This is a genomic window from Kribbella sp. (genome assembly GCF_035687465.1).
GTDB lineage: Bacteria > Actinomycetota > Actinomycetes > Propionibacteriales > Kribbellaceae > Kribbella.
The window spans coordinates 1-16,952 of the sequence record NZ_DASRXP010000085.1 but is presented as its reverse complement, the minus strand read 5'-3'; the positions used below and the strand labels follow the sequence as shown (position 1 = coordinate 16,952).

The window sequence follows — 16,952 nt, the reverse complement described above, 5'->3', positions numbered from 1 at the left end:
CTGCTGCGGACGCTCTGAGAGGCCCGGCACCGGGAGTGATTTGGCGGCGTGTTTACACCGGTCCGCACCTGTTTGGCCCTGGGAACGCGTTATCTTCCGGAGAACTTCGCTGAAGGAGTTCGCCATGGAGATCAGGCCTGCCGAGCCGGACGATGCCGAGCCCGCGGTGGCGATGCACGATCAGCTCGCCCCGTATCTGGTCATGTCGGCTCCGTCGCTGCGGCGCCGGCTCGAGGGTCCCGAGAAACCTGGAAAAGGAACCTTCGCCGCGGTCGACGACGGCGAACTGGTCGGCTGGGCCAGTACTGCGCTGATCGCCGGCTCCGATCCCCTCGGCGGACAACTCCGGTGCCTGGTGCGACCCGACTACCGCGGCCAGGGGATCGGGACGGCCTTGCTGGAGCTGGCCCACCGGAGTCTGAAGACGGCCGGGGCTGTCAGTGCTCGGGTCTTCGCCGACCCGGAGTCGGCGGACTGGGCCGGCCGGTGGGGCTACGAGCAGACCAGGCAGGTGCATTACGCCGGAATCGATCCCAGCCAGGCGCCCCCGTTGCCACCGGTGCCGGACGGGCTGCGGTTGGCGCCGCTGGAGGAGCTGGATCCGCGGGCGCTCTACGAGGCCGATCAAGTTGCCCAGCGCATCAAACCGGGGGACGCGACGATCACCGCCTCGCCGTACGAGGAGTGGGTGGCCGCGGTCTGGCAGTCACCGGGGATGGTGCTGGACCTGAGTGTCGCGGCGCTCGACGGGGACCGGGTGGTCAGCTTCACGCTGGGCAACGGCGACCACCATAAGATCTGGTCCCAGATGACGGCGACGATGCCGGAGTACCAGGGCGCCGGACTCGCCAAGCTGGTGAAGTGTGCCGCGCTGGGCCGGGCCGCCGAGGCCGGCGTGGTCGGTGCGTACACCGCGAACTACGACGGCAACGAACCCATGCTCGCCGTCAACACCTGGCTCGGCTACCGCCGCATCGCCACCCACTCCGTGCTTATTTGTCCCCTGTAATCGCTTACGTCCGAATCGGCGCGGGGCCTGCCCCACAGTGATTCGGACGTAGCGGGCTTCAGGGGACGAGGAGGACGACGGTTTCGGCTACGCAAGCCGGTTTGGTGGAGTTTTCCAGTTCGATGACCCATTGGAGGGAGACCTGGATGCCGGCCGGGGTTTCCTGGGCGCCGGCGATGGTGGCGCCGGCGCGGACCCGGCGGCCGACCGGGACCGGGGTCGGGAAGCGGACCTTGTTCACGCCGTAGTTCAGCTTCGCCTTGACGCCCTCGACCGAGAACAGTTCGTCGCCGAACCGCGCGATCAGGCTCAGGGTGAGATAGCCGTGCGCGATGGTCCCGCCGTACGGGCCCTTGGCCGCCCGGTCGACGTCGACGTGGATCCACTGGTGGTCACCGGTCGCTTCCGCGAACTGGTTCACCTGGTCCTGGGTGATCTCGAGCCAGGCGGTCTCGCCCAACTGCGTTCCGACCGCGTGGACCACTTCATCCACCCCGGTGAAGGTTTGCGCCATAGCTCCTCTTGCCAAGTTCGTTGCGTCCGAAGAACCGTGGGGCAGGCCCCGCGCCGCTTCGGACGTAAGGGTTCTAGTTGCGGGGGCCGCCGGCGACGTACAGGACCTGGCCGGAGATGAAGCCGGCCTCCTCGCTGCAGAAGAACGACGCGGCGGCGGCGATGTCCTCGGGCTTGCCGGTGCGGTTCACCGGGATGGTCGCGGCGGTGGCCTTCTTGAACTCCTCGAAGTCGACGCCGACCCGGGCGGCGGTGGCAGCCGTCATGTCGGTCTCGATGAAGCCCGGCGCGATCGCGTTCGCGGTGACACCGAACTTGCCCAGCTCGATCGCCAGCGTCTTCGCGAGACCTTGCAGACCGGCTTTCGCGGAAGCGTAGTTGGCCTGTCCGCGGTTGCCCAGTGCGGAGGTCGACGACAGGAAGACCATCCGGCCGTAGCCGGCGTCGACCATGTGCGCCTGGCACGCCTTCGACATCAGGAAGCTGCCGCGCAGGTGCACCGACATGACGGTGTCCCAGTCGTCCTCGGACATCTTGAAGAGCAGGTTGTCGCGCAGGACGCCCGCGTTGTTCACCAGGATCGTCGGGCCGCCGAGCTCAGCGGTCACGCGCTCGACCGCCGCGGTCACCTGGTCGGACTTGCTCACGTCGCAACCGACCGCGATCGCCTTGCCGCCCGCGGCGGTGATCGCCTCGACCGTGCCGGCGCAGGCTGCCTCGTCCAGATCCAGTACCGCGACCGCGTTGCCGTCGGCGGCGAGACGCTGCGCCACGGCGGCGCCGATTCCCCGGGCCGCCCCGGTCACGATCGCCACTCGTTGCTGCTCGCTCATCTCGCCTGCTCCTCTGCTAGCCCGCTTACCCGGGATGAGATTACCCACAGCCTGTCACCCACGGTGTGACACGGATGCGATGATCGCCGTGTGCCTGATCACAGCGGTGGTCACAACCGCCACGTCTATCACTGTCCGCTCCGGTGGGGAGACATGGACGCGCTCGGTCACGTGAACAACGGCCGGTACGTCGACTATCTCCAGGACGCCCGGGTGGATTTCCTCTTCCGGACGGCCAAGGAGCTCGGCGCCGACGACCTCGAGACCGGGCTGCTGGTCGCCCGGCACGAGGTGCAGTACCGGGCACCGCTGGTCTACCGGCCGGAACCGGTCCGGATCGAGCTGTGGATCAGTGAGATCAAGGCGGCCTCGTTCACCGTCGACTACGAGATCCTCGACCTGGAACCCCGCACGCTGTACGTCGAGGCGCGGACCCGGCTGGTCCCGTTCGATTTCGCCGCCAACAGGTTGCGCCGGATCTCCCCGGTGGAGAAGGCCGCCCTGTCGAAGCTGGTGGGCTCATGACCCTGTTCACGTTCCCCGTGCTGGTGCGCTGGTCCGACATCGACTCCTACGACCACGTGAACAACGTGCGGTACTTCGACTACTTCCAGGAAGCCCGGATCGCCTTCCTGGCGGAGCTGGCCGGGAATGCGGAGACAGGTGACGGCTTCTCCGGCTTTCCCTGCGTACTGGCGAGCCTGACGGTGGACTACCTGCGGCCGATCCTGCTGCGGCACCCGCCGTACGACGTAGACGTGTGGACCGAGTCGGCCGGGAACTCCTCGTTCACGCTGGGCTCACGGATCGTCGATCGCAGTACCGGGACGGACGAGGTGTACGCGAAGGCGACCTCGGTGCAGGTCACTGTGGATGCCGGCACGCACGCGAAGCGGGCGCTGACCGAGTCCGAGCGGGAAGCCCTCGTGCGGCACGTTTCGGCGGCTTGAGAGACTGAGTAGCGATGAGTGAGCCAAAGAGTTTCTACGACGCCGTCGGCGGGGCCGAGACGTTCCACCGGCTGGTGGCGGCGTTCTACCGCGGCGTGGCCGCCGATCCGGAGCTGCGCGCGCTGTACCCGGAGGAGGATCTCGGCCCGGCCGAGGTCCGCTTCCGGATGTTCCTCGAGCAGTACTGGGGCGGGCCGCGGACCTACTCCGAGCAGCGCGGTCACCCGCGGCTGCGGATGCGGCACGGCCCGTTCGCCGTCACCCCGAGCGCACGGGACAGCTGGCTCGGCCATATGCGGGCCGCGCTGGACGAGATCGCGCTGGAACCGGACCGGGACCAGGAGATCTGGACCTACATGGTGATGGCCGCGCAGAGCATGGTGAACACCGATGAACCGCAGTACCCCGGCGCGATCGACGTCGCCGGCACCTGAGCACCACCGAAGACTAGGGAGAAACGACGCGCATGGCTGCTACCCGCACTGCCAAGGCCCACTGGGAAGGCTCGCTGATCGAGGGGGCCGGTCAGGTCAACCTCGAGTCGTCCGGCCTGGGCACCTTCGACGTCACCTGGGCCGCCCGCACCGAGGACACCGCCAACGGCAAGACCAGCCCGGAAGAGCTGATCGCGGCAGCGCACTCGAGCTGCTTCAACATGGCGCTCTCGAACATCCTGGCCAAGGCCGGACATGCGCCCGAGTCGCTCGACACCACCGCCGCGGTGTCCTTCCAGCCCGGTAAGGGCATCACCGGCAGCAACCTGTCGGTGAACGGCAAGGTGCCGGGTCTGACCGCCGACGAGTTCGCCGAGTTCGCCGACGACGCGAAGAAGAACTGCCCGGTCTCGCAGGCCCTGACCGGTACCACCATCACCCTGGATGTCACCTTCACGGCCTGACCTCCAGTACTACGAACTCGGCGCCGGCCTGATCTCCAGGCCGGCGCCGCGTCGTCTGTCAGTGAGTCGCAGGCGGGTTGTCTTCGGCTTCGGCGGCGCTGCCTACGCCGGTGGAACTGGTCGGCGGGGCGTCGGGGTCGCGGGTGGTCAGGTTGCCGACCCGGAGGACCTCGCCGTTGCGGACGTACCAGGTGGTGCCGTCCTCGCCGCGGAGCCTGGTGACCCGCAGTCCGACCGCCTCGACCACCCCGGTCGCCTTCTCCATGTCGATCAGGTCGCCGACGCCGTACTGGTCCTCGAAGATCATGAAGATGCCCGCCAGGAAGTCCTTCACCAGCGTCTGGGCGCCGAAGCCGAGCGCGACACCGATGATGCTCGCCGACGCGACCACCGGCAGGATGTTGAAGCCGAGCTCGGCCAGCACCATCACCACCAGGACCGCGGTCAGCACGATCGTGACGATGCTGTTCAGCAGCCCCGCGATCGTCTCGGCGCGCTGGGTTCGGCGCTCGCTGGCGAGCGTCTGCTCGACGAACTGGCTGCCGATCTTGGACTTGGCCAGGACACCCGCGACGGCACCGTTCCCGGTCCGGCGGGCGAGCTTGCGGATCAGCTTGTGCAGCAGCCAGCGGAGTACGAAGAAGCCGATCACCAGCCCGAGGATCCGGGCCGGGACGACGACCACCTGGTCCGTCACCTCCAGCTTGCCGTCGTTGCCTGTCCGGAAGAACGTCGGGAACTGTTCGGGCAGGAAACCGGCGGAAAGCAGGGGGTGACTGAGCAGGGACACGGGGTAACTGACAAGAATAGGCATCTCGCCGCCCTACTGTAGTGCTGCTCTTACTGTCGTCAGGCCGCCAGCAAGCCCGAATCGTCCCGAGACGTTGCCGAGGAGGAAGTAACGGTCATGCCGAGCCGGCTGGAGGACGAGCTCAGACGACTGGTGAGCGCGGGGGTACTGCGCCAGTACCAGGCGGACGCCCTCCGCGGCGCTGCCGCCGCAGACGCACAAGCCACCGAACCTGCACAGATCGCAGCCGCCCAGGCGGGCGCCGTCAGGATGGGGAGCGCACAGCAGCACGGTGGCGCTGGGCAGGCGGCGGGTGGGTCGACGGACGACCAGGTGCAGCGGACGAGGCCGGCGGCTACTCATTCGTCCGCGCTGGTGGAAGTGCTTGGCTATATCGGGGGTGCGCTGCTGCTGGGGGCCGTGGCGCTTCTCACAGTTGCTAACTGGGGCGAGATGGGTCGGGCCGCGCGGATCACCACCGGGACCAGCGCTGCGATCGTCCTGCTGGGGACCGCGGTCCTGCTGGCGCTGCTGCGCCGCTACGAGCAGATCAGTTCGGCGCTGGCGTCCCTCGGCTGTTGCGTGGCCGGTTTCGCCACGTACGTCGCTGTCGAGGGCGAGGCCGGCCGGGTCGCCGGGGTCGCGGTCGCGCTGGCTCTGGCCGCGCTCGGCCTCTGGTGGCTCCAGGGCTCATCGTTGCTAGTGGCAACGTTCGCGATCCTGGGTGTCGGGGTGCTGGTGCTCACCAATGACCTGCTCACCCCGGAGAACGGGACCGAGACGAACGCCGCCGGGATCGCCGGCACCGGATTCATCCTGGTCGCGTTCGTGCTCGCGATGCTGGGGCTGGTCCGGGACCAGGTGACCGCGTGGTCCCTGGCCGGCGCCGCGATGTTCAGCTCGTCGATCTGCTGGCTCATCCAGGACCGGGGCGAGGTGATGGCCCTGGCCGTCGGCACTGCGGGTCCGGCCGCTCTCCTGGTCGCGTACGGTCGCCGCCACGCCTCCTCGTACGCCGTGGTCGGATGCGCGATCCTGCTGGTGATCTGGCCGACCGCGCTCTATCAGTTGACGGATAACATGGCCGGCGTGGCGATAGGCCTGGTCGTGGCAAGCGCAGTCCTTCTGGTGGCGGTCCTCCTGCTGTCACGACGCCAGCGCAGTACGGGATGAGGGCTGTAGTCCTCGGCGCGGGTATCAGCGGACTCTCGACTGCTGTGCTGCTCCGCGAGCGAGGCGATGACGTCGTAGTGGTCAGCGCCGACGCAACCGAGGCGACCACCTCCCACTTGGCCGCCGCAGTGTGGTTCCCCACCTCGGCCGGCCCTGCCGACAAGGTCGCCAGCTGGGGCAGCACGACGTACGACGTGCTTGCGGCCGAGGCAGAGCGTGGTGTGCCGGGCGTGGTGATGCGCGAGTCGCTCGTGCTCTACCGGCACGAACCAGGGCAGCAACCGTGGGCTGCCGCAGTCGGGGAAGTACGCCCTGCACGACCTGACGAGCTACCGCCCGGCTACTCGCACGGGCTGCGGTTTGCCGTGCCGCTGGTGGAGATGCCGACGTACCTACCCCTCCTGCACCAGCGCTACCTCGACAGCGGCGGCCAGCACCTCGTACGCCGGGTAGCCGGGCTCGGGGAGCTCCTGGACCTGCAGCCCGACGTCATCGTGAACTGTGCGGGTCTGGCCGCCGGGAAGCTGGTCGGGGACGACACGACGTACCCGGTCCGCGGGCAGATCGTCAGGGTCACCAACCCGGGTCTGACCCTGTCTGTGCGGGACGAGAACCATCCGGCCGGGCGTGCCTACGTCCACCCACGCACAGCAGACTGCATCCTCGGCGGCACGCTGGACGCGGGTGTCTGGGACACCGCGGTCGACGATGCCACTACGGAGTCGATCATCAGCCGGTGTACCGACCTGGTGCCCGCACTGGCTGGGGCGGAGGTGCTGCAGGCGCTGGTGGGATTGCGGCCCGGGCGGCCCGAAGTACGGCTGGAGCGGGATGAGCAGGTGGTGCCTGGTGTGCCGGTGGTGCACAACTACGGGCACGGCGGCAGCGGGATCACTCTCGGCTGGGGCTGCGCCCAGGAGGCGATCAGTTTGTGTGGGTGACCTTGAGGCGGCGTAGCGAGAGGATGCCGTCGGTGGAGCCGCGGCCGAGGTGCAGGTAGCCGCCGCGGAAGGACTTGTCGATCGCAGTGACCCGGGCCGGCTGGTCCTGCCGGATCCAGGTCAGCTGGGTCGGGGTCACCTCCAGCCGGAGCTTGATCCACTCGCCGCGGAAGGGCGGAGCCGTAGTACGGGTCGACAGCTTGTTTCCGGCGGGCTTGCCTGCGTGGTGTGCGTAGAGCCCGAGCTCACCGTCGGCCTGGAGGATCGCGTGGTAGCCATTGGCCAGGCCGAGCCGGTGTTCGTAGTACCGGTCGTCCTCGTGACCGAAGGCCAGGGTCAGGTTCGAGGTCGGGTCCGCTGGCAGTTCGTCGTACGAGGCCTCGAACTCCACCGCGTACGACGGTGCGGTGATCGGGCCGAGATTCCCCAGCGTGAGGAAATGCTGGACCTTGGTCGCGCCGAGCTTGATCGAGCCGTCGGGGCCCCACTTCACGGCGTACCGGTCGTCGTAGGGATCGCGGGTCAGCTCCCCGGGCACTGCGACGCCGCGGGACCACTGGTCGGCGTCCGCGGGCTTCGTCCGGCCGCTGAGGTAGCCGACGTCGGACGTGACCGCGCCGGCCATCCCTAGCGCGCGGTAGTGCGTCAGATCCGCCCGGCGATGTAGGGGAGACGGCCAGATCGGGAGACCCGTTGCCACGGCGACCTCGGCGATGTCGTTGGCCAGGTAGCCGTACGGTCCCGCGTTCGGCACGATGATCGCGTCGGTGCGTGGGATCAGCTGGCTCGCCACGGTCTGCACGGACTCGCTGGTCAGCTCGGCCGGCGTCGGGTAGTAGGCGATCACACCGATGCCCTGGGCCTTGGCCTCCGCGATCCGTGGGCTCCTGAAGTTGTACCTCACCAGCACGCACGTCTCGAGCCGGTACTTGGCGATCATCGACATCATCGCCGCGTGGGCTTGGTCGCCGATGGCCTCGAGGCAGAGGATCGCCCGGCCGCCGAAGCGTTTGACCACCTCCTCGAACAGAGGCATCCCGGCCCGCTGCCGCTGCGGGCCCAGACAGACGAGCTGGTTGTCCGAGGTGAGGCCGACGCCGATCTCCAGCGCCTGGGCACCGTTGTCGACGGCACCCTGGTAGAACTCGATACCTTGCCCGCGAGCCTCGGTGCTGATCAAGTACTGATCGCCACGGTCCGCGACCCAGTCGGTCAGGTTGTAGTCACCAGTGCCGCTATCGCCGTCAGCTGCATCCGCGCCGCGGCATCCGGCAGCGACAGAGCCGACTGCGAGCGCGCCGAGCCAGCTCAATGCGGTGCGTCGCGTGATCTCCATAGCTGGCCCCCCTCCAATCCCACCCGGAAGAGTAAAGGCTTCCCGTACCTTGTGGCACGTCCGGCAGCGTGGCCGGAACCCCCTGTGTTTGAACGCCTCCACGCCGTGACCTCTTGGCCTGCTGCGGCGCGCGCCGTTCGGCCTTGAGAGCTCCGATGCGGCAGACTCGCACGGGTGACTGCTCCTAGCCCAGCCCTTGTCGAGCTTGCTGTCGCGCATGGAGTGGCGACGGAGTACTGGGACTGGCAAGGGCGGCACGTGCAGGTTTCCACCGAGGTGGTGTCGGACGTGCTGGCTGCGCTCGGCGTCGATGCCTCTACACCGCGGGCTGCCGAGAACGCACTGGCGGACTATCGCCAGGCCCGCTGGCGCCGCGTGCTGCCGGCCACTCTGGTGATGCGTGAGGGCTGGACGCCCTGGTTCGCAGTACACCTGCCGCACGGGGCCGTGGCCGAGGTGTGGGTGGACCTGGAGGACGGCGGTCAGCGCCGCGACATCCCCCAGCAGGAGCACTGGGTCGAGCCCGAGTGGGTCGACGGCGTGCAGATCGGCGAGGCGACGTTCCAGCTGCCCGGGGATCTGCCGCTCGGCTATCACCGGCTGTGCGCGCGGCTCGGCAGCAGTCCCGAGGTCTTCACCGGCACGTTGATCGTGACCCCGCCGAAGCTGGAGCCGCGGACGCTGCGCCGGACCTGGGGCTGGGTGCTGCAGCTGTACTCCGTGCGCTCCCGCAGGTCGTGGGGGATCGGCGATCTGCACGATCTCGCGGATCTCGCGGCCTGGTCAGCGAACGACCTGGGCGCTGGCTTTGTCCTGATCAACCCGTTGCACGCGGCCGAGTTGGCCGGGCGGATGGAGCCCTCGCCGTACCTGCCGGCCTCCCGCAGGTTCGCGAACCCGCTCTACCTGCGGATCGAGGACATCGACGAGTATGGCGACCTCGCGCCGGCCGAGCGCGATCGCGTCCGCACCCTGGGACTGCAATCCCGCGCACTGAACGAGGACGCCGGCGGGCTGGACCGGGACACTGTCTGGGCCGCCAAGCGGGAGGCCCTGCTGCTGCTCTTCGGGGTGCGCCCGTCCATCGGCCGGATCGCGGAGTACGGGGCGTACTGCGACCGCGAGGGCCACGGGCTGGTCGACTTCGCCACCTGGGCCGCGATCTCGGATCTGCACGGGCCCGAGTGGAGCAAGTGGCCGGACGAACTGCGCGACCCGGCCTCACCCGCGGTTGTTGCCTTCCGCAACGACAACCCGGACGCGGTGGAGTTCCACTGCTGGGTGCAGTGGCAGCTGGACGAGCAACTGGCCCGGACCCAGGCACGGGCGACGAACGCCGGCATGGAGCTCGGCGTCATCCACGACCTCGCCGTCGGCGTCCATCCGGACGGCGCGGACGCGTGGGCGCTGCAGAACGTGCTCGCCTCGGGCATCCACGTGGGAGCGCCGCCGGACGCGTTCAACCAGCAGGGGCAGGACTGGTCGCAGCCACCGTGGCGGCCGGACGCGCTCGCCGAGACGGGGTACGCCGCCTGGCGGGATCTCGTCCGCGCGGAGATGCGGCACGCCGGTGGGCTGCGGATCGACCATATTCTCGGCATGTTCCGGCTCTGGTGGGTCACGTCGCCGGAGCGCCCGACCGAGGGCACCTACGTGCGGTACGACCATGAGGCGCTGATCGGGATCCTCGTACTGGAGGCCGCACGGGCCGGGGTCATCGTGGTCGGGGAGGACCTCGGCACGGTCGAGCCCTGGGTGCGCGACTACCTCGCCGAACGCGGCGTCCTGGGTACTTCGGTGTTGTGGTTCGAGCGGGACCGCCAAGGCAATCCGCTCGCGCCCGAGCGGTGGCGGGAACTGTGCCTGGCCACTGTGACCACCCACGACCTGCCGCCGACCGCGGGCTACCTGGCCGGCGATCACGTGGAACTCCGCGACCGACTGGGATTGCTGAGCCGACCCGTGGCCGAGGAGCTCGCCGTCGACGAGGCCGAGCGCGACTCCTGGCTCAACGCGCTGCGCGAGCGGCACCTGCTCGGCAACGCGGACGGAGACGTCGAGCGGATCGTGGAAGCCCTGCACCGGTACGTCGCGCACACCCCGTCCAAGCTGGTCGGGGTCGCGCTGACCGATGCGGTCGGGGAGCGCCGGGCGCAGAACCAGCCGGGCACCACCGACGAGTACCCGAACTGGCGGATCCCCCTCGGCGGCCCCGACGGCGTACCGGTCCTGGTCGAGGACCTGCCCAACAACCACCGCCTCCGCAGGCTCATAGGCGCGTTAAATATCTAGCTTTGTGTAAACAATCGCTCACGAACCGTTGACAATAGATTTGAACGGTTGTTATCTATTGCCAACGAAGGCAGCCTTCCTTCCTTTCCCCACCGCCCCCCTTCGAACGGGATCAGAAGGAGTGTCCGCATGATGCGAGCACGCAAGTTCAGCCTGGCCGGAATCGCCGTCGGCGCGCTGTCGCTGACGGTGGCGACGTCCATCCCAACGGCGTTCAGCCACGGGTACACCACCGCTCCGATCAGCCGTGCCAAGCACTGTGCCAACACCACCGTGCAGAACTGCGGTGCGATCCAGTGGGAACCGCAGAGCACCGAGGGTCCTAAGGGCTTCCCCGGCGCAGGTCCCGCCGACGGCAAGCTCTGCTCCGCCGGACTGCAGCAGTTCAACGAACTGAACGACCAGCGCGCGGGCGCCTGGCCGACCACCCAGCTGACCTCCGGCCAGAACTACACGTTCCGCTGGACGCTGACCGCGTCCCATGCCACCACGGACTTCAAGTACTACATCACCAAGCAGGGCTGGAACCAGAGCGCTCCGCTGACCCGGTCGGCGCTCGAGTTGACGCCCTTCCTGACCGTCCCGTTCAACAACGCCCGCCCGCCGAGCTCCGTCTCGCACGCGGGCACGTTGCCGAACCGGACCGGCCGGCACATGATCCTCGCCGTCTGGACCATCGCCGACACGGCGAACGCGTTCTACCAGTGCTCGGACGTGCGGTTCTGATCCGGCGTACTGGCGTGTGGTGGAGCCGGGCCGACTGCCCTCGGCCCGGCTCCCCGGAATCCCGGCTGCCGCGATGAGGTCCTACGTTTCGTAAATAAATTTCATGGGCAATGCACTCCTTGAAACCTTCCGCCCCGAGTTTCAAGGAGTGCACCCATGAGAACTCTCGTACGCCGCGTGCTGGTGCCCGTGGTCGCCGTCGTCGCCGGACTACTGCCTGCCGTGGTCGTGGTCGAGCAGGCGTCAGCGGTGACGAAGATGACCCATTCGCAGGCAGCCTCGATCTTCAGCGGGGCCGGCCTCACCTGGTCGTCCACCGGCAACTGTTCGGACTGGAACGTCGGCACCTGCACGTCCTTCACGAACATCAACGACAGCACCGTGTACGGCGTCCGGACGCTCAAGCAGTCGAGTGGTTGCGCGGTGAACATCACCGGTGGCACCGAGGTCGGTCATGCGAGCGGTACCTACAGCCACCGCAACGGCTACAAGGTCGACATCTCCCTCTACGCCTGTGTCGGCAACTACATCCGCGGCAACTTCACCCGGATCGCGGACCGTGGTGACGGCGCCGCCCAGTGGCGGTCCGGCGCGGGCAACATCTACGCGCTGGAGAGCAACCACTGGGACATCCTGTACTACAACTGCGGCGGTTGCTGAGCAGCCCTGAGGCGAACCCGGCAAGGTGATGGCCTAGGCTTCGGACTGTGATCCTTCAGCTCTCCGGCCACACCCTGCTGGTGTTCGTCGGCATCCCGGTGCTGGTCGTTTCGGTGGTGGCGCTGCTCGTCTTCGCACCCTCGATCGCCAGCGGCCCGCGCTACCGCCCGGGGCTGTCCTGGTGGGCCCCGCCGGTCTGGATCGGCGGCCCCGAGCCGACCAAGCCGAACCCGGCGAACCTGCCCGAGCTCCCCGCCGGCAACAGCACCGCGACCGCCGCTACCGGCGTCGCCCGGACGACCGGAGGCGCAAGTGCCAGCTGGTGACGCATTCACCCCGGACCAGCTCTGGGACCTCGAGCGCGCGGTACGGCACGCCGAGACGGCCTCCGGCCTGCACTTCTCCGTGTACGTCGGTGGCGCGGACTCCGAGACCCGCCCGTTCGCGGTCGAGCTCCTGAACGAGCTGCCCGACCCGGACCACAGCGTCCTGGTCTACGTCGACCCGGCCGGCCGGCGGCTGGAGATCGTCACCGGCTCGGCCGCCAAGCGTCAGCTCTCGGACACGTCCGCAGGTCTGGCCGCCCTGGCCATGCAGACCTCGTTCGCCGCTGGCGACCTCACCGGCGGCCTCGTCACCGGTGTCCAGCAGCTCGGCGACCACGCCCACCTGCCGACGCTCCTGCACGCCAACGAGCCGCACACGCAGTAGCGCGGTGGAGCCGGTCCAGCTCGAGGCCGGAGACTTCGTCCTCCGGCCGTTCGGCACCCATGACGAAGCCGCTGTCGCCTTGGCGTTGACGGACCCGGACATCCTGCGCTGGACCGCGGGTACGGCGGTCTTGCGTACGCCGGCCGAGAAACGTGCGGCGAAGTGGCTGGAGTCCCGGATCGACAGCTGGGCCCGGGGCAACGCGGTCTTCGCGATCACGGACGCCGAGACGCGGCAACTGCTCGGAGCGATGACGGTCCGGGAGGTCAACCGGATCCCCGACCAGGCCGTCGTCGCGTACTGGATCACTCCCGCGGCGAGAGGACGACGGCTCGCTGCAAGGGCCTTGGATGCTGCGGCTCGCTGGGCCTTCCTGGCTCGCAGTGAAGGCGGTCTGGGCCTGCATCGACTGACGCTCGACCATGCGCTGGTCAACGAAGGTTCCTGCCGTGTCGCCACCCGGGCCGGCTTCCGGTTGGAAGGCACGATGCGCGAGTACTACGTCGAACTCAACGGCCAGCGGCACGACTCTCACCTGCACGCACGTCTCGCCACCGACGCGCTTGTAGAGCCGCTGTAGAACTCCTGTTGAGCGCTCTCCGCGAGACTCTTTCCTGGCCATGGTCAGACCTTGGGGAGGGGTTCCGATGAGCACGCCGATCTTGACCTATGTGCACGGCAGCGATCCGATCTCACGGGCGGGAGTGATCAGCCAGTTGCGCGCCCGGCCGGAGATCCGGCTGGTCCACGAGATGGAGGTCGACGAGGCCGCCGTCGCCGTGGTCGTGACGGATGTGCTGGACGACGACACCGCCCGGACGATGCGGGCGCTGCGGCGCGGGGACCTGCCTCGGTTGCTGCTGGTCGCGACCGTGCTCGACGAAGCCGCGCTGGTGGTGGCCGCCGAGATCGGCGTGGGCGGGTTGCTGCGCCGGATCGATGCCACCCCGGAGGCGTTGGTGCGAACCATCGCCCGGGTCGCGGCGGGCGACGGCGAGATCCCCGCGGACTTGCTGGGCCGGTTGATGGAACAGCTCGGCCGCTTGCAACGGCAGGTGCTCGCACCGCGCGGGCTGACCTTCACCGGTCTGAGTCCGCGCGAGGTCGATGTACTGCGGCTGGTCGCGGACGGCCTGGACACGGGCGAGATCGCGGAGCAGCTCAGCTACAGCGAACGAACGGTGAAGAACGTCCTGCACGAGCTCACCACCCGGCTCCAGCTCCGCAACCGCTCCCACGCTGTCGCCTATGCCGTCCGCGAGGGCCTTATCTAGCTAGCAGACCCTCCAGGGTTCGGCTTGCGACCCGGGCGGCGAGCTGACCGGAGCGGCTGGTCAGGGGATGCTCGGCGAATCCCTGCCAGGAAGCGAGCCCGGTCAGTGCCGCCTGCCGTACGTCGTCCTCCGACGCATCCGTCGGCAGTCCTAGTCGGGCAGCGGGATCGTGTCCGGAACCACCGAGCAGGCGATCGAGCTGCTCCTGCCGTTCGGGCTTCAGCGTGATTCCGCCGGACCGCAGTTCCGACAACAGCCGAATCTCCTGGAACTCGTGCGCTCCGGCGCTGATCTCCTCCAGCCTGCCCTGCAGGTCGGTGGCGGCGTCGAAGTCCCCGGATCGCAGCAGATCCGCCAGCGCCGCCACCGCGGAGTACGCCTTCAGCACCCGGCCGCGAGCCTCGAACTGACGGACCAGGATCGCGCGCAGCCGGTTCAGTCCGCTGCGCTCGGTCAGCTCGGTGCTCAGTTCGGACGAGGTCGACGCGACCCCGGTGCGAATGAGTTCCACGCTCAGCCGCACGCCGTACAGGCCGAGGCGTCCGAGGAGGTGCTCGCGTTCGATTTCGGTGACCGGAAGTCCGGTCGGGGTGGAGGTGAACCGGTCGGCGGTCAGCAGCAGTTCGGTGACCTCGTCGGCTGGTGCCCGGGCGATCGTGGCCAGTAGGGCGTACTCGGCTTCGCGCAAGGTGGCGGCGGTGTGGCCGAGCAGTCCGTTGACGGGCACGATCACCGGGCAGAGTCGGTGCAGCCGGGGTTCGGCCTCGTACCGGCGGGCCACCCGGTCGGCGACCTCCATCGAGTCCAGTCGGCAGGAGCCGATCTCGTCTGCCCTGGAGAGCACGCCGATCGCGTTCATCGGCGTACCGTGCGCGAGCTCGTCGTCGTGGAAGGACTCCAGGAACCGCAGGTCGCTGGAGTGGGTGTGCCGGAGCAGGTACAGGATCGCGTCCGCCACCGGCACCTGGCCGTCGTCCGCGGCGAGCACTCGCTGGGTGCGGGCGGACACGTCGACGGAGATGGACGCGATGCCTGGGGTGTCCAGGATGGTCAGGTCGCGCAGCCGGCTGGTCGGCCAGCCGATCTCGAGATGGTCCACCTCGCCCGGTTGCAGGCCGCCGAGATCCACCTGGAGAGCACCGGCGTCGCGTTCGTACGGGCGCTCCCGCGGTTTGCCCTCGAGCGGGAAGAGGGTCGCGTGCGGGCGGTCGCTGAGGAAGTACCAGGTGACGATCTGGGTGCACTCGCCGGCGTCGGTCGGCGCGAGTTCCTCGCCCAGCAAGGCGTTCAGCAGGGTCGACTTGCCCGCCTTCACCTTGCCCGCGATCGCCAGCCGGAGTGGCCCGGTCAGTCGCTCGCCGATCTCGTCCAGCCGGGCCTTGGCCGCATCGGTCCGGGCCGCCCGACGGGCGAGCTTGAGCACCGCCTCGATGTCGGCGGACAGATCGTCAGTCATCGTCGTCCACCTGGTCGTCGTCCATCATCACCTTCACCGGTACGCCGATGCCGATGCCGGCCGCGGCCCCCACCATCGGGCGAGCACCGGCCATCGCGACCTCGCGCAGCCCAGAGCGGATCGACCGCAACCGCTCGCTCTCGGCCGACAGTTGAGCAGCCCGGGCGGCTTGTTCGGCCGGAGCCAGCCGGGCGGTCCGGTCGGCGGCTGTCAGTGCCGCGGCTGCGGACCGATGGATCAACCCCGCTCGTTCCTGGAAGTCGTCGCGCAGTTGGCGTTGGGTCTTGCGGAGGCTGTCGCGGGTGTCCTTGTTCATCACGAAGGCGACCTCGTCGACGTACCGGCGTACCGCTGCCTTGGCCTGTTGCTGCCGGTAGGTCCGCTGGCGTTTGCGTTCGTCCTTGAGCAGCTTGCCGCCGATCCCCGCGCCGAGGGTGGCGGCGACGCCGGCGACGGCGATCACCGGCAGGAAGATCGAGCCGATGCTGAAGACGATCATCGGTACGAACACCCCAGTCCGCCCGGCCATCATCAGGGAGGCGAGCCGCCCGCCCGGCATCGACAAGGTGGACACGGAGGCCAGTTCGAGCTTGTCCAGGTCCGTACTGAACTGGGACAGCTCGACCACCACATCCGTACCGGCCTCCAGGTCGAACGCCTCGGCGACCTGCTCGCCCAGACCGCGGGCCCGTTCGATCAGCAGGTCCCGGTTCGCCACCCCGGCCACGGCGACCTGGCGGCGCAGCCAGACCTCGGTGTCCGCCCAGGTGTCGTTCGGATCGCCCTGGTCGATGATGGTCTCGACGTCGCGCATCACCGTCCGCAGCCGGCTCTGGAGATCGTGCTCGACGTCGGCGACCAGGTCGGCGATGCCGTCTGACAGAGTCTGTTGCCAGGTCGCGCTCGCTGCGGTGAGCCCGGCTGCCTGGTCGCGGGCCTTGGTCAGGTTCGACATCACCGCGGGGCGATTCTGCGGCGCCTTGAGTACCACCTGCTCGGCGTCGGACTCCTGGGCCAGTTGAGTGGTGACGAAGTCGACCTCCTGGGCGATGGTCGCGGCCGCCCGCTTCGTTCCCGGTACGACGACAGCGGTGGCGAGGAACTCCACCAGCGGGGCGAATCCCGACTCCTGGTTGAGCTCCGGTCGTTGCGTCGCGCGGAGCCGGAGGAACGAGGAGACCGGCAGGATCGGTAGGTCGAGCCCGGCCGTGGTGAGGTGGGCGGTGTCGAGTTCGACGATGCGCCGCCAGTGTCCGTAGAGGTCGGTCTTGGTGATCACGACGGCGGCCGCTGGGCAGCGAGAGATCGCGGTCTGGAGGAAGTCGAGTTCGGGGCCGGTCAATTCTTGGGCGGCGTCGGTGACGAACAGGATCGCGTCCGCGGCGGCGAG

20 protein-coding genes are annotated in these 16,952 nt (G+C 68.7%); 14 read left to right on the top strand and 6 right to left on the bottom strand.

Annotation, left to right across the window (positions count from 1 at the left end; all coding sequences use genetic code 11):
• Positions 1-124 precede the first annotated feature (124 nt).
• Positions 125-1,009 carry a GNAT family N-acetyltransferase gene (locus tag VFG33_RS04240; protein WP_325022577.1) on the top strand — a complete coding sequence of 295 codons (885 nt, stop codon included), beginning with the start codon at positions 125-127 and terminating at the stop codon, positions 1,007-1,009.
• Positions 1,010-1,067: 58 nt separating this feature from the next.
• Here the strand turns inward: VFG33_RS04240 and VFG33_RS04235 are convergent, their stop codons facing one another.
• Both VFG33_RS04235 and fabG read right to left on the bottom strand, forming a co-directional pair.
• Positions 1,068-1,523: a MaoC family dehydratase gene (locus VFG33_RS04235; protein WP_325022575.1), complete on the bottom strand. Its 456-nt coding sequence runs from the start codon at positions 1,521-1,523 to the stop codon at positions 1,068-1,070.
• Positions 1,524-1,596: 73 nt separating this feature from the next.
• Positions 1,597-2,355, bottom strand: coding sequence for a 3-oxoacyl-ACP reductase FabG (gene fabG / locus VFG33_RS04230; protein WP_325022573.1), 759 nt, complete (start codon positions 2,353-2,355; stop codon positions 1,597-1,599).
• Positions 2,356-2,445: 90 nt separating this feature from the next.
• Here fabG and VFG33_RS04225 point away from each other — a divergent pair, with 90 nt between their 5' ends.
• The 4 genes from VFG33_RS04225 to VFG33_RS04210 are packed head-to-tail and all read left to right on the top strand — an operon-like array spanning position 2,446 to position 4,203.
• Entirely contained in the window at positions 2,446-2,880 is a 435-nt protein-coding gene (locus VFG33_RS04225) for an acyl-CoA thioesterase (protein WP_325022572.1), read from the top strand.
• Positions 2,877-3,305, top strand: coding sequence for an acyl-CoA thioesterase (locus VFG33_RS04220; RefSeq protein WP_325022569.1), 429 nt, complete (start codon positions 2,877-2,879; stop codon positions 3,303-3,305). Before VFG33_RS04225 ends, VFG33_RS04220 begins: the two co-directional genes overlap by 4 nt.
• A gap of 14 nt (positions 3,306-3,319) precedes the next feature.
• Positions 3,320-3,739 (top strand): globin, encoded by a 420-nt coding sequence (locus VFG33_RS04215; protein WP_325022567.1) that lies wholly within the window; start codon positions 3,320-3,322, stop codon positions 3,737-3,739.
• A gap of 32 nt (positions 3,740-3,771) precedes the next feature.
• Complete coding sequence (locus VFG33_RS04210; protein WP_325022565.1) at positions 3,772-4,203, top strand: OsmC family peroxiredoxin; 432 nt, start codon at positions 3,772-3,774, stop codon at positions 4,201-4,203.
• Between the two features lie 58 nt (positions 4,204-4,261).
• On the opposite strand, the gene VFG33_RS04205 is transcribed toward VFG33_RS04210, so the two are convergent.
• Entirely contained in the window at positions 4,262-5,017 is a 756-nt protein-coding gene (locus VFG33_RS04205; protein WP_325022563.1) for a mechanosensitive ion channel family protein, read from the bottom strand.
• Between the two features lie 93 nt (positions 5,018-5,110).
• Between VFG33_RS04205 and VFG33_RS04200 the strand changes: the two genes are divergently transcribed.
• Together VFG33_RS04200 and VFG33_RS04195 are read left to right on the top strand one after the other, a co-directional pair.
• The gene (locus tag VFG33_RS04200) at positions 5,111-6,166 is read left to right on the top strand and encodes a hypothetical protein (RefSeq protein WP_325022561.1); all 1,056 of its coding nucleotides are present in this window, start codon (positions 5,111-5,113) and stop codon (positions 6,164-6,166) included.
• Positions 6,163-7,107 (top strand): FAD-dependent oxidoreductase, encoded by a 945-nt coding sequence (locus VFG33_RS04195; protein WP_325022559.1) that lies wholly within the window; start codon positions 6,163-6,165, stop codon positions 7,105-7,107. The genes VFG33_RS04200 and VFG33_RS04195 overlap by 4 nt, the downstream gene beginning before the upstream one ends.
• Here VFG33_RS04195 and VFG33_RS04190 read toward each other — a convergent pair.
• Positions 7,091-8,443, bottom strand: a complete 1,353-nt coding sequence (locus VFG33_RS04190) for a PI-PLC domain-containing protein (RefSeq protein ID WP_325022557.1) — start codon at positions 8,441-8,443, stop codon at positions 7,091-7,093. The genes VFG33_RS04195 and VFG33_RS04190 overlap by 17 nt on opposite strands.
• Before the next feature lie 174 nt (positions 8,444-8,617).
• Between VFG33_RS04190 and malQ the strand changes: the two genes are divergently transcribed.
• The 7 genes from malQ (at position 8,618) to VFG33_RS04155 (ending at position 14,106) form a co-directional block, all read left to right on the top strand.
• The gene (gene malQ / locus VFG33_RS04185; RefSeq protein ID WP_325022555.1) at positions 8,618-10,735 is read left to right on the top strand and encodes a 4-alpha-glucanotransferase; all 2,118 of its coding nucleotides are present in this window, start codon (positions 8,618-8,620) and stop codon (positions 10,733-10,735) included.
• Between the two features lie 129 nt (positions 10,736-10,864).
• On the top strand, positions 10,865-11,461 hold the full coding sequence (locus VFG33_RS04180; protein ID WP_325022553.1) for a lytic polysaccharide monooxygenase auxiliary activity family 9 protein: 597 nt from the start codon (positions 10,865-10,867) through the stop codon (positions 11,459-11,461).
• Between the two features lie 156 nt (positions 11,462-11,617).
• Positions 11,618-12,121 (top strand): hypothetical protein, encoded by a 504-nt coding sequence (locus VFG33_RS04175; RefSeq protein ID WP_325022551.1) that lies wholly within the window; start codon positions 11,618-11,620, stop codon positions 12,119-12,121.
• A gap of 47 nt (positions 12,122-12,168) precedes the next feature.
• Complete coding sequence (ctaJ, locus tag VFG33_RS04170; protein ID WP_325022548.1) at positions 12,169-12,447, top strand: aa3-type cytochrome oxidase subunit CtaJ; 279 nt, start codon at positions 12,169-12,171, stop codon at positions 12,445-12,447.
• The gene (locus tag VFG33_RS04165) at positions 12,434-12,832 is read left to right on the top strand and encodes a DUF5130 family protein (RefSeq protein WP_325022546.1); all 399 of its coding nucleotides are present in this window, start codon (positions 12,434-12,436) and stop codon (positions 12,830-12,832) included. The genes ctaJ and VFG33_RS04165 overlap by 14 nt, the downstream gene beginning before the upstream one ends.
• A gap of 4 nt (positions 12,833-12,836) precedes the next feature.
• Positions 12,837-13,412 carry a GNAT family N-acetyltransferase gene (locus tag VFG33_RS04160; RefSeq protein ID WP_325022544.1) on the top strand — a complete coding sequence of 192 codons (576 nt, stop codon included), beginning with the start codon at positions 12,837-12,839 and terminating at the stop codon, positions 13,410-13,412.
• A 67-nt stretch (positions 13,413-13,479) separates the two neighbouring features.
• Positions 13,480-14,106 carry a response regulator transcription factor gene (locus VFG33_RS04155; RefSeq protein ID WP_325022542.1) on the top strand — a complete coding sequence of 209 codons (627 nt, stop codon included), beginning with the start codon at positions 13,480-13,482 and terminating at the stop codon, positions 14,104-14,106.
• Here VFG33_RS04155 and VFG33_RS04150 read toward each other — a convergent pair.
• On the bottom strand, positions 14,099-15,562 hold the full coding sequence (locus tag VFG33_RS04150) for a dynamin family protein (protein WP_325022540.1): 1,464 nt from the start codon (positions 15,560-15,562) through the stop codon (positions 14,099-14,101). The two genes, VFG33_RS04155 and VFG33_RS04150, sit on opposite strands and share 8 nt — an antisense overlap.
• Positions 15,555-16,952, bottom strand: a 1,398-nt coding sequence (locus VFG33_RS04145) for a P-loop NTPase family protein (protein ID WP_325022538.1), incomplete at its 5' end; no start/stop codon positions are given. The genes VFG33_RS04145 and VFG33_RS04150, both read right to left, overlap by 8 nt.

Coding starts and splice junctions, on each gene's coding strand:
- VFG33_RS04180 (WP_325022553.1), top strand. CDS start 10,865: ATGATGCGAGCACGCAAGTTCAGCCTGGCCGGAATCGCCGTCGGCGCG.
- VFG33_RS04240 (WP_325022577.1), top strand. CDS start 125: ATGGAGATCAGGCCTGCCGAGCCGGACGATGCCGAGCCCGCGGTGGCG.
- VFG33_RS04155 (WP_325022542.1), top strand. CDS start 13,480: ATGAGCACGCCGATCTTGACCTATGTGCACGGCAGCGATCCGATCTCA.
- VFG33_RS04235 (WP_325022575.1), bottom strand. CDS start 1,523: ATGGCGCAAACCTTCACCGGGGTGGATGAAGTGGTCCACGCGGTCGGA.
- VFG33_RS04220 (WP_325022569.1), top strand. CDS start 2,877: ATGACCCTGTTCACGTTCCCCGTGCTGGTGCGCTGGTCCGACATCGAC.
- VFG33_RS04150 (WP_325022540.1), bottom strand. CDS start 15,562: ATGACTGACGATCTGTCCGCCGACATCGAGGCGGTGCTCAAGCTCGCC.
- VFG33_RS04200 (WP_325022561.1), top strand. CDS start 5,111: ATGCCGAGCCGGCTGGAGGACGAGCTCAGACGACTGGTGAGCGCGGGG.
- VFG33_RS04195 (WP_325022559.1), top strand. CDS start 6,163: ATGAGGGCTGTAGTCCTCGGCGCGGGTATCAGCGGACTCTCGACTGCT.
- fabG (WP_325022573.1), bottom strand. CDS start 2,355: ATGAGCGAGCAGCAACGAGTGGCGATCGTGACCGGGGCGGCCCGGGGA.
- VFG33_RS04190 (WP_325022557.1), bottom strand. CDS start 8,443: ATGGAGATCACGCGACGCACCGCATTGAGCTGGCTCGGCGCGCTCGCA.
- VFG33_RS04175 (WP_325022551.1), top strand. CDS start 11,618: ATGAGAACTCTCGTACGCCGCGTGCTGGTGCCCGTGGTCGCCGTCGTC.
- VFG33_RS04210 (WP_325022565.1), top strand. CDS start 3,772: ATGGCTGCTACCCGCACTGCCAAGGCCCACTGGGAAGGCTCGCTGATC.
- VFG33_RS04205 (WP_325022563.1), bottom strand. CDS start 5,017: ATGCCTATTCTTGTCAGTTACCCCGTGTCCCTGCTCAGTCACCCCCTG.
- VFG33_RS04215 (WP_325022567.1), top strand. CDS start 3,320: ATGAGTGAGCCAAAGAGTTTCTACGACGCCGTCGGCGGGGCCGAGACG.